The sequence below is a fragment of the Corynebacterium sp. HMSC074C04 genome (assembly GCF_001838295.1).
GTDB classification, from domain to species: domain Bacteria; phylum Actinomycetota; class Actinomycetes; order Mycobacteriales; family Mycobacteriaceae; genus Corynebacterium; species Corynebacterium amycolatum.
In genome coordinates, this window is the sequence record NZ_KV836270.1 from 418,647 (window position 1) to 428,311 (window position 9,665).

11 protein-coding genes and 1 tRNA gene are annotated in these 9,665 nt (G+C 59.6%); 4 read left to right on the forward strand and 8 right to left on the reverse strand.

Annotation, left to right across the window (positions count from 1 at the left end; all coding sequences use genetic code 11):
- Positions 1-286 precede the first annotated feature (286 nt).
- Both HMPREF3011_RS03125 and mca read right to left on the reverse strand, forming a co-directional pair.
- Entirely contained in the window at positions 287-571 is a 285-nt protein-coding gene (locus tag HMPREF3011_RS03125; RefSeq protein ID WP_038626184.1) for a hypothetical protein, read from the reverse strand.
- A gap of 27 nt (positions 572-598) precedes the next feature.
- Entirely contained in the window at positions 599-1,453 is an 855-nt protein-coding gene (mca, locus tag HMPREF3011_RS03130) for a mycothiol conjugate amidase Mca (RefSeq protein ID WP_038626186.1), read from the reverse strand.
- A gap of 261 nt (positions 1,454-1,714) precedes the next feature.
- Between mca and HMPREF3011_RS03135 the strand changes: the two genes are divergently transcribed.
- A complete protein-coding gene (locus HMPREF3011_RS03135) occupies positions 1,715-2,182 on the forward strand; it encodes a DUF4307 domain-containing protein (RefSeq protein ID WP_038626188.1) in 468 nt (155 codons plus the stop codon).
- 174 nt (positions 2,183-2,356) lie between these two features.
- Positions 2,357-2,869, forward strand: a complete 513-nt coding sequence (greA, locus tag HMPREF3011_RS03140; RefSeq protein ID WP_038626190.1) for a transcription elongation factor GreA — start codon at positions 2,357-2,359, stop codon at positions 2,867-2,869.
- Positions 2,870-3,191: 322 nt separating this feature from the next.
- Here greA and HMPREF3011_RS03145 read toward each other — a convergent pair whose 3' ends face one another.
- Positions 3,192-4,019, reverse strand: a complete 828-nt coding sequence (locus HMPREF3011_RS03145; RefSeq protein WP_038626192.1) for a Bax inhibitor-1/YccA family protein — start codon at positions 4,017-4,019, stop codon at positions 3,192-3,194.
- A 237-nt stretch (positions 4,020-4,256) separates the two neighbouring features.
- Between HMPREF3011_RS03145 and HMPREF3011_RS03150 the strand changes: the two genes are divergently transcribed.
- Positions 4,257-4,589 (forward strand): hypothetical protein, encoded by a 333-nt coding sequence (locus HMPREF3011_RS03150; protein WP_070841129.1) that lies wholly within the window; start codon positions 4,257-4,259, stop codon positions 4,587-4,589.
- Between the two features lie 72 nt (positions 4,590-4,661).
- Complete coding sequence (locus tag HMPREF3011_RS03155) at positions 4,662-6,245, forward strand: succinic semialdehyde dehydrogenase (protein WP_038626196.1); 1,584 nt, start codon at positions 4,662-4,664, stop codon at positions 6,243-6,245.
- 61 nt (positions 6,246-6,306) lie between these two features.
- On the opposite strand, the gene HMPREF3011_RS03160 is transcribed toward HMPREF3011_RS03155, so the two are convergent.
- From HMPREF3011_RS03160 to eno, 5 genes are all read right to left on the reverse strand, one after another.
- Positions 6,307-6,383: transfer RNA gene (locus HMPREF3011_RS03160), tRNA-Leu, on the reverse strand.
- A 12-nt stretch (positions 6,384-6,395) separates the two neighbouring features.
- A complete protein-coding gene (locus HMPREF3011_RS03165; RefSeq protein WP_038626198.1) occupies positions 6,396-7,385 on the reverse strand; it encodes a Ppx/GppA phosphatase family protein in 990 nt (329 codons plus the stop codon).
- Entirely contained in the window at positions 7,386-7,922 is a 537-nt protein-coding gene (locus tag HMPREF3011_RS03170; protein WP_016423198.1) for a DUF501 domain-containing protein, read from the reverse strand.
- A gap of 127 nt (positions 7,923-8,049) precedes the next feature.
- Positions 8,050-8,586: a septum formation initiator family protein gene (locus tag HMPREF3011_RS03175; protein WP_070841130.1), complete on the reverse strand. Its 537-nt coding sequence runs from the start codon at positions 8,584-8,586 to the stop codon at positions 8,050-8,052.
- Positions 8,587-8,698: 112 nt separating this feature from the next.
- A partial coding sequence (eno, locus tag HMPREF3011_RS03180) for a phosphopyruvate hydratase (protein ID WP_070841131.1) occupies positions 8,699-9,665 on the reverse strand: 967 nt, incomplete at its 5' end.

Here is a 9,665-nt window from a genome sequence, read left to right on the forward strand (position 1 = left end):
ATGTAATTGGCTGTAGATACGACAAAAGGCAGCGCCCCTAATTAGTTTGGGGCTGCTGCCTTTGGCTCCGGTTGGTGGCGACGTGACGATTAGCCGCCGGCTGTGACTAGGTCGTCACTGCCTCCGGAGCCTTCGAAAAATAAAATCGCCACATACGCATGTGCTCGACTGTAGCGCACCGCCTAGAATCCCGCAATTCGAACTCCGAATCCCATCCTGTGGGACGCAATAAGGGGCACGCACGCATCGCCCGTCGCCAAGCGGCGCGCACACGCCTTGGCGTTAACTACTCCGCTTCACGACGCTGCTCCGCTGCAGCCATCGCCTTATCCACAGCCTCGGAATCGAAGGGATCCATGCCGTGCGCCTCGGCGAACTTCCGGCGAGCGGCCATGCGCTTCGCGCGTCGCGAGAGATCCCAGCCGAGAGCCAGGATGACGATGAGCAAAACGACAATGATGAGCAGGCCAACAGGAGAGGCCTTTCCGAAGTCAGCACCCCGCGGACCAGTGGGGTTCTGCGCCAGGAAAATTGTCGTGCGAGCCGCCAAGGCATCGAAGCTTTCAATCATGAGTTCCAGCTTAGCGTTAATTCCGGACTATTCCGCGTCGGGGTCGATACCGGCGAAGAGATCGGTCTCTGGCAGCTCGGTCTGCACTCGAGTGCGGGCAAGCTCAAACTCTTCGGTCGGCCAAACGCGCTGCTGAATGTCTACCGGCACGGCGAAGAATGGCCCGTTCGGATCGATCTGCGTAGCGTGCGCCAGCAGCGCCTGATCCCGCTGCTGGAAGTAATCGCCGCACTCAACCTGCGTGGTCACGCGGGTCATGATGTCGCCGGGGGTCTTAGTCCAACGGCGGAAGGACTCGGCCAGCGGGCTTTCCAAGCCGTTGTCGCGGTAGTAGTTGTCTAGCGCGATGAGACGCGCCTTGATGAAACCGTGGGTGTAGTAGAGTTTGGAAATTTCCCATGGTTCACCGAGCTCGGGGTACTTATCCGTTCCAGACTCCAGCCAAGCGCGCATGGACACGATATGGGTCATGATGTGGTCCGGGTGCGGGTAGCCACCGTTTTCGTCGTACGTAATGATGACGTGCGGACGGAACTCACGGATAGCTCGGATGAGAGGCTTGGTCGCATCCTCGACCGATTGGCGAGCAAACACACCGTGCGACAGCACCGGCACCGGGTTACCCGCAGGCAGACCGGAGTCGGTAAAGCCGAGCCACTCATGTTCAACGCCGAGAGTCTCAGCGGCTGCAGCCATTTCGTGAACGCGCACCGCGGCGATATTCTCGCGCACCTCCGGTCGATCCATCGCAGGGTTGAGAATGCTACCGGCCTCACCGCCGGTGCAGGTCACCACTTTGACGCGATGCCCTTCCGCCGCATATCGGGCCATTGTTGCGGCGCCCTTGCTCGATTCGTCATCAGGATGAGCGTGAATTGCCATCAGACGAAGTGTCAATTGAAGTCACTCCCGCTACTATCTCAGTCCATGTTTTCTGGCCAAGGCCGGAGCCCTTCGACCGCAACGATGCTACTACAGCACCGTTTCAATACCGCCCCACTATAGCGCTGCACCATCATATGACCACGCAGCATCGCTACTCGGCGGAACGACATAGCAGCAGGACACCGCGCCACACCAGAAAGATTGTTTAACTGTCAACATTTTACCACGTCGACCGAGAACTCCGATAGGCTAAAAAGCATGGCTGAAAGTTCGGAGCGAAACACCCGAAATACCGCAGCGCCTAACGAGCAGCGCGAGCGCTATGGGGACAACAGTCGCACTCTCCCCGCAAAATTGGTTGTCATCGCTATTGTTGGCATGCTCGTCATCGCCGGCGCATACATCTTCGTTCAGATGAACCGCGTCTCCGCCCCGGATGTCTCTGCAACGCAAGCGGGCTGGAGCCGCACTCCAGGTAAGGAAGATGAGCAGTTCATCTTCACACTGGATGTCACCCGCGAAAAGCCGGAGCTGGATAGCTACTGCATTATCTATGCGCTGAACTATGACGTGGCAGAGGTCGGCCGTCGCGACGTATTCATCCCGGGCGGCGGCCCCGCTACCGTGCGGATGGACGTCCCCATTGCCACCCGCGAGCTGGCCGTCGCAGGCGATGTCTATGGCTGCTCCACCGACATTCCGGAGTTCCTCGCACCTGCGAAATAATCTCCCTTCGCGACTGAGGATCATGCGCTGCGGGGGCACGTCGTAAAGCGTGCGCGACAACACTCCGACGCGCCTGTTATTGCCATGTGGCGTGACAGTGCTATCCTGTGACGCAGCCGACGGCCCCACGCGGGGCCGCTTTTGTATTAAATAGCCAAAAACACAGGAGGAACCATGACTGAGGCAAAGAACAATAGCCCATGGCTCACCCAGGAGTCCTACGACAAGCTCAAGGCCGAGCTTGAGGCGCTATATGAAAACCGCCCGGTCATCGCCGCCGAGATTAACGAGCGCCGCGAAGAGGGCGACTTGAAGGAAAACGCCGGCTACGATGCCGCCCGCGAGCAGCAGGGACAGGAAGAGGCACGCATCCGCTACCTCGAAGACCTGCTCCAGCGCGCCACTGTCGGCGAGATTCCGCAGGAGTCCGGTGTGGCTCTGGTCGGCACCGTGGTCCACGTCTACTACGACGGCGACGAGGACGACACCGAGACCTTCCTCATCGGTACCCGTGGCGCTGACTCCTCCAACCCGAATCTGGAGACCTACTCCACCGATTCCCCGCTGGGTAAGGCTCTGGTCGGCGCTAAGGAGGGCGAGACCCGCACTTACGCTTCCCCGAGCGGCGACGAAGTGTCTGTCACCGTAGTTAAGGCTGAGCCGTACGACCCGGATATGGACGCCTAAACGCCGAGGTTACTCCCCCCCCGGCGCTAGACCGCCTCAACCCAGGCGGCGATCTCGGGCCACAGCGCCCGATTCTTGGACCGATAGAAGCCCATATGGCCTATCGGTCCATTTTTTGTACCCTCTCCCGCTTCAATATCGCGCTTTACGACGTCACACTGCACAGCCCGATCGATCAATATGTCGACTGCCGGTCGATTGGCCCACCGCGCGTCCGTGTTTAATGCGAATCGAAAAAGTAGCACTTCAGATAAGAGAAAGCGCCGGCCAACCCGTAATCACGGGCCAACCGGCGCTTATGCGTTATTCAGTTTTCTAGCGCTTAGTCCCTGAAGTAGGACAGCAGACGCAGGATCTCGGTGTAGAGCCAGACCAAGGTCACGGCCAGGCCGAGGGCGACGCCCCAGGCGTACTGAGCCGGAGCGCCTGCGCGAACCAGGCGGTCAGCCTGATCGAAGTCAATCAGGAAGCTAAAGGCTGCCAGGCCGATGCAGACCAGCGAGAAGATGATCGAAAGCATGCCACCGTCACGCAGCGGGAAGCCCAGACCGAACAGGGACAGCAGCAGGTTGCCCAGCATGAGGACCAGGACACCAATCAGAGCCGCACTCATAAAACGAGTGAACTTCGGGGTCACACGGATAGCGCCCGACTTGTACACGAAGAGCATACCGATGAAGACACCCAGGGTGGCCAGCACGGCCTGCATAATCAGCGCACCGGCGGCAACGCCCTGAATAGGGGCGGTGAACATGAAGCTGATGCCGCCGACGAAGAGGCCCTCGAAGGCCGCGTAGGTGAGGGTAACCGGCGCGGAGCCGTACTTCTTACCGAAGGTGGAAACCAAAACAGTAATCAGACCACCGATGGCGCCGACAATAGTCAGAATCATGGCCAGGCTGGTGGAGACACTGACAGCAATGAAGAAGTTGACTGCAGCCAAAACGATGATGGTTGCCAGTGTGATGCCGGTCTTGGAAACGACATCGTCGACCGTCATCGGACGGTAGTCGGCGGCAACCTGCGACTGGTAAGGGTTATCCCCGTAGTCAGCGCCCATCTGACCTTGGCCGTAGTGATGTGCGCCCGCCTGTCCGCGGGCGACGGTCTTAGTAAGTGAACTGAATGCAGGATTGCTGCTTTCGCGCACGTCGTCCTTCTTTCTTTTTCTCAGTTTTTCTTACAAGTTTTGAACTCAGGCACACGCGCGTACGTTTGCCTACACTGTCTACAACGGGCGCCGTAAAGGTATTGTTCCCAACCCTGAAAAACAGTTAGTATCAAGGTAATTCCTCGCCTGCTGGCGGTGATTTTGTAATCGCGGAAACACTCACAGTCGCCAGGCGTGGGCAACCCCTGAGTGATTACGAACAGGAGGCTGGTCAAGATGTCTGATGACGTTGGCTACGATCCGGATACCACTGGTGACTTCGACGAGACCACGCTCGATGGCTCGGAAGGGCTCGATGGTGATTTCCTCACCGGCGATGGCGAGAATTATGTGATGGATCCGCCTGACCGCTGGCGGGGCGCGTCTCCGCATGACACCCTCGGCAAGCGGTTGGCCGAGGAAAAGCCGGACATCGACGTCGACGACGATCTGGATGATGACCCGGAGATGCGCTACGGCGATGTCGACGGCCACGAACCGTTCGAATTCGGCAACGATGGTCCGCGCGACCCAGACCGCAACCGACGGATGGGCTGGACTACCTACTAAACTTTTTCTAAGTTTTAGTAGTTTTGCCAAATTTTCTATCTCGGGGTGCCGTACGACAGTAGTATCTGTGCCATGACAGCATCTACTGCCACGACAAACCGAACTACCATCCGCAATCCGCTTAACGACGAGCTCGTTGCCCGCCTTCTTCAGCGCGTCACGGTAGCTGATAAGTCGAAGACCGCCACTATCTCGGCGCCATTTACCGGCCAGGAGCTGGCGCAGATTCCTGTCGGTACCCAGGCCGATGTCGACGAGGCCTTCAAGCGTGCCCGTGCGGCGCAGAAGAAGTGGGCCCGCATGGCACCGGAAAAGCGCGGCGAAGTGCTGCACCACTTCCACGACCTGCTGTTTACCCACTGCGACCAGGTGCTGGATTTACTGCAGGCCGAGACCGGCAAGAACCGAGCCAGTGCCCACGAGGAGCTCGTACACACCGCCATCACAGCTCGTTACTACGGCAACCAGGGGCCGAAGCTGCTGGAGCCGAAGCGAGCACACGGCGCAGTACCGGTGCTGTCCAAAACCACCGTTTATCACCACCCCAAGGGTGTCGTCGGTGTTATTGCGCCGTGGAATTACCCGCTGACTCTCGCGGTTTCCGACGCGCTAGCTGCGCTGATGGCCGGTAACGCCATCGTGCTCAAGCCGGACAGCACCACTCCGTTTACCGCTCTCTTCGCTGTCGATTTGCTCTACCGCGCTGGTCTTCCGGAAGATCTCTTCCAGGTCATTCCAGGTCCGGGTCGCGTGGTCGGCCAGGGCATTGTCGGCCAGTGCGACTTCCTGATGTTCACCGGCTCCTCCGAGACCGGCCGCTCACTGGCACAGCAGTGCGGCGAGCGCCTGATTAGTTTCTCCGCGGAGCTCGGCGGCAAGAACCCGCTGATTGTCGCTGAGGATGCCAACATCAACCGCGCGGTCGAGGGCGCGCGCATCGGCTGCTTCACCAACTCCGGTCACCTGTGCGTGTCCATTGAGCGAATCTATGTCGTGGACTCCGTCTGGGACGAATTCGTCCCGGCATTCACCGACCGCGTGAAGGCAATGTCCATCGGCGCTGGCTACGAGTGGGAAACCGAAATGGGCTGCCTACAGTCGCAGGGGCAGTTCGACATCGTCAAGTCCATGGTCGACGAGGCCATCGAGGCCGGCGCCACTGTACTGGCCGGTGGTCGTCCTCGTCCCGATCTAGGACCGCTGTTCTACGAGCCAACCGTGCTTACCGACGTCCCGGAGGGCGTCGCCCTGCTGACCGAAGAGGTATTCGGCCCAGTAGTAGTCCTCCAGCGCGTCTCGGATGTTCATGAGGCCATCGCCAAGTCCAACGATTCCCGTTATGGCCTCAACGCTTCGCTGTGGACCTCCCCGCGTCGCGCAAAGGAGCTGGCTCCACAGCTTGAGGCCGGCACCGTCAATGTCAACGATGGTTTTGCTGCGGCCTTCGCGTCTGTCGATGCCCCGATGGGTGGTTTCAAGGATTCGGGTGTGGGCCGTCGTCAAGCAGCGGGCGGCTTGCTGAAGTACACCGATGCGCAGACGGTGACCGTGCAGCGTCTTTCCCCGGTGTCGATGCCACAGATGCCGCGTGAGCTGTACTCGAAGGTGTTCAACACGGCACTTGTTCTCGGCAAGAAGTTCAACGTCCTGCCGTAATACGTGTGTAGCGCACACAAATAGCAAAAGGCCAGGTAGAAAAACGCTTCTACCTGGTCTTTGGTGCCCCCAGTGGGACTCGAACCCACACTGAAAGGATTTTAAGTCCTCTGCCTCTGCCAATTGGGCTATAGGGGCCCCTAAGAAAGATTAATGGGCGATATGGGTGTCTACCAAACTCGCCACAATTCCGTCGAGGATATCCTTCTCGCTGATGTAGAAAAAGCGCTGCTCTTCCTTGGCTGCCTCGGAAAGCGGCAACGCCTCAAACATGTCTATCAGACCGTCAACAATGATGGAACCACCGGCGAAGACATCCGCGCGCTTCGGGTGCATGACCGGATTCGCAGCAAGGGATTCCGCATCGGTCTCGACGACGGATGCTGTCAACGCACGCAACGCCGCAAAGCGCAGCTGCGACAGGTGGATTGCCTCCGGGTCGTAGGTTTCTAGGCCCTGTGCCAGCGCCGACAGGGTGGTGAAGGTCCCGGCGCAGCCGACGATGGTGCGAGCCTTGTCGACAGGCACCTTCGCAACAATCTCGTCGGCCAGTTCCGCAACATACGAACGCGCCTCCTGGACCTGCTCCGCCGTCGGCGGCGAGGCCTGCAGGAACCGTTCGGTCAAGCGCACACTGCCCATAGCCACGGAATCAGAGCCGGCTACCGTACCATCGTGGTCACCGACAATAACCTCGGTGGAGCCGCCGCCGACGTCGATGACGCAATACGGACCCAGCTCGGGCTCCAAGTCATCGACTGCCCCGCGGAAGGACAGCGCGGCTTCCTCGTCGCCGGAAATAACCTCGGCCTCTGCACCCCACGGAGCGAGAATCTCGCGGGTCATGGCGAAGAAATCGTCGCGGTTGCTTGCGTCGCGCGTCGCCGATGTCGCCACCATTCGGACTGCTTGCACTTTTTCGACTTGCATAAGCTCTGCATACTTCGTCAGAGCCTCCCGCACGCGCTCCAGTGCCTCCGGGGCCAGCATGCCAGTGGCATCCACGCCCTGGCCAAGGCGGACGATTTCCATCAGTCGGTGCAGTTCTGTGATTTCGAGAACTCCATCGACGACCTCGACCCGGCTGATAAGCAGTCGAAGCGAGTTAGTGCCGCAGTCGACGGCAGCGAGAGTCGTCATTTATCCCTCCACCCCCGGATACGCAATACCGAGCTCGGAAATCGTCGGCCAGTCCGCGGGAATCGCGGTGCCGCGCAGCTTCTCATTCTCCGCCGCCAGCGCCACCGACTCCGTACCCAGTCGGAAGTGATCCGGCCCCTTTGCCAACGCGTAGGCAATAAGAACGTGTAGGCACTTCACGCGCGTCGGCATGCCACCACCGGAGAAGTCCGTGCCCAGGTCTTCCATCTCATTGCGCTCCGCCAGAAACGCCTCGTGTGCACGCTGGTAATCGGCGGCAAGCTCTTCGTCACTTTCCAGACGCGCGGTCATTTCCTTCATCACGCCGGTCGTCTCCAACCGGGAGGCCTCCGCGGTGAGTCGCGGATCAGTCAGGTAAAAGAGCGTGGGAAACGGAGTGCCATCGTCCAAACGAGGCTTCGTCTTGACCACACCAGGAGTGCCGTCGGGGCTGCGGTAAGAGATGTCCACTACACCCCGTGGTTCACGTCCGAGCTGCTCCGCTATCACTTCCAAATCTGCGGTATCCACAGACATCGGTCACACTCCTTTTGCTTCCGTTTTACTGACACATAATCTCACAGTCGCCTTACAAGCGCGTTGTTTCGCTTTACGACGGCACACTCCGCCGCGCATTCAACCCCACCGAGAGCCCTACGGAGATTTAGGACTCCGGTACCGTCGGCAAGCTCTCGGGCCTCGTTGCCTGATCGCGCCCCGGATTAGGGCGAGTCTCTTCAGGCTCGGGCGGGATGGAAATGGAATCCCACAGGGTCTCGTACCACTTCTTGGCCTGGTGCTGCGGAATTTCCTCCGGCTGTGTCACAGGCTGTTCGCCCACTGCCGGATCGAGGATACGGAATGGGGTCTCCCCCGGCTCTACCAGCCCCAGGCGCAGACGTGCCTGCTCCTTGATATAGGCAGGGTTGGAGTAAAGCTCCTTTTCATCCTCTAGCTGCTCAATTCGCTGTTCCATGCGAACAATATTGTCCTGCGTTGCGGCTACATCCGCCTGCTGTTGTGCAAAAGTCCGCAGCGGGATTGCGAGAACAGATACTAAGAAAAGTACCAGCAGACCAATCCCGATCTTCTGTGCCGTGCTCAGCGAGCGCATTCCCGATGCGATTGCCGCTGCCGAACGCTGCCCCGCCCCTGCAGGGCGCGACTGTGTTCCGCGGCGAGATCGGTCCGATGCACTCATGCCCCACACTCTACCCGACCGCCAGCCGATGAAATAACAAAAACCCGCCCACAACCACGTGCGTGGTGCGGGCGGGCAATGCTATACGCAGCTTTCGCAGCGTATCAACTGCTTACTTAAGACGCGGGAAAGCGCTGCGGCCAGCGTAGACTGCAGCGTCGCCGAGGTACTCTTCGATGCGCAGCAGCTGGTTGTACTTAGCAACGCGCTCGGAGCGAGCCGGAGCACCGGTCTTGATCTGGCCACAGTTGAGACCGACGGCCAGGTCAGCGATGGTGGTGTCCTCAGTCTCACCGGAGCGGTGCGACATCATGGTCTTGTAACCGGCGTTGTGGGCCATTGCGACGGCCTCGAAGGTCTCAGACAGGGAACCGATCTGGTTGACCTTGACCAGCAGAGCGTTAGCGGCCTTCTTCTCAATGCCCTCAGCCAGACGCTTCGGGTTGGTAACGAAGAAGTCATCGCCGACAATCTGGACCTTGTCACCAAGCTGAGCGGTCAGCTTGGTGTAGCCCTCCCAGTCATCTTCCTGCAGTGGATCCTCGATGGAGACGATGGCGTAGTTCTCAACCAGGTCAGCGTAGACATCGGCCATCTCCTCAGCGGTGTGCTCGCCGCCCTCGAAGTGGTACTTGCCGTCCTTGAAGAACTCGGAAGAAGCCACGTCGAGAGCCAGAGCGACGTCGTCGCCCAGCTTGTAGCCAGCGGCCTCAATTGCCTCAACAATCAGGTCAAGAGCAGCCTTGGTGGAGTCAACCGACGGAGCGAAGCCGCCCTCATCGCCGAGACCAGTGGACAGACCCTTGTCCTTGATGACCTTCTTCAGTGCGTGGTAGACCTCAGCGCCGACACGCAGTGCCTCCTTGAAGGTCGGGGCGCCAATCGGAGCAATCATGAACTCCTGGACGTAAACGCCGGAGTCCGCATGTGCACCACCGTTGAGGATATTCATCATCGGGACCGGTAGAACGTGGCCGTTCGGGCCACCGACATAGCGGAACAGGTCCAGGCCAGCGGACTCAGCAGCGGCCTTGGCAACGGCCATGGACACACCGAGAATGGCGTTGGCACCCAGGCGA

What these genes read in the sequence shown, in the direction of transcription:
- HMPREF3011_RS03150 (WP_070841129.1), top strand. Translation starts at nt 4,257, where the DNA reads ATGTCTGATGACGTTGGCTACGATCCGGATACCACTGGTGACTTCGAC.
- HMPREF3011_RS03175 (WP_070841130.1), bottom strand. Translation starts at nt 8,586, where the DNA reads ATGAGTGCATCGGACCGATCTCGCCGCGGAACACAGTCGCGCCCTGCA.
- greA (WP_038626190.1), top strand. Translation starts at nt 2,357, where the DNA reads ATGACTGAGGCAAAGAACAATAGCCCATGGCTCACCCAGGAGTCCTAC.
- HMPREF3011_RS03125 (WP_038626184.1), bottom strand. Translation starts at nt 571, where the DNA reads ATGATTGAAAGCTTCGATGCCTTGGCGGCTCGCACGACAATTTTCCTG.
- mca (WP_038626186.1), bottom strand. Translation starts at nt 1,453, where the DNA reads ATGGCAATTCACGCTCATCCTGATGACGAATCGAGCAAGGGCGCCGCA.
- HMPREF3011_RS03165 (WP_038626198.1), bottom strand. Translation starts at nt 7,385, where the DNA reads ATGACGACTCTCGCTGCCGTCGACTGCGGCACTAACTCGCTTCGACTG.
- HMPREF3011_RS03155 (WP_038626196.1), top strand. Translation starts at nt 4,662, where the DNA reads ATGACAGCATCTACTGCCACGACAAACCGAACTACCATCCGCAATCCG.
- HMPREF3011_RS03170 (WP_016423198.1), bottom strand. Translation starts at nt 7,922, where the DNA reads ATGTCTGTGGATACCGCAGATTTGGAAGTGATAGCGGAGCAGCTCGGA.
- HMPREF3011_RS03135 (WP_038626188.1), top strand. Translation starts at nt 1,715, where the DNA reads ATGGCTGAAAGTTCGGAGCGAAACACCCGAAATACCGCAGCGCCTAAC.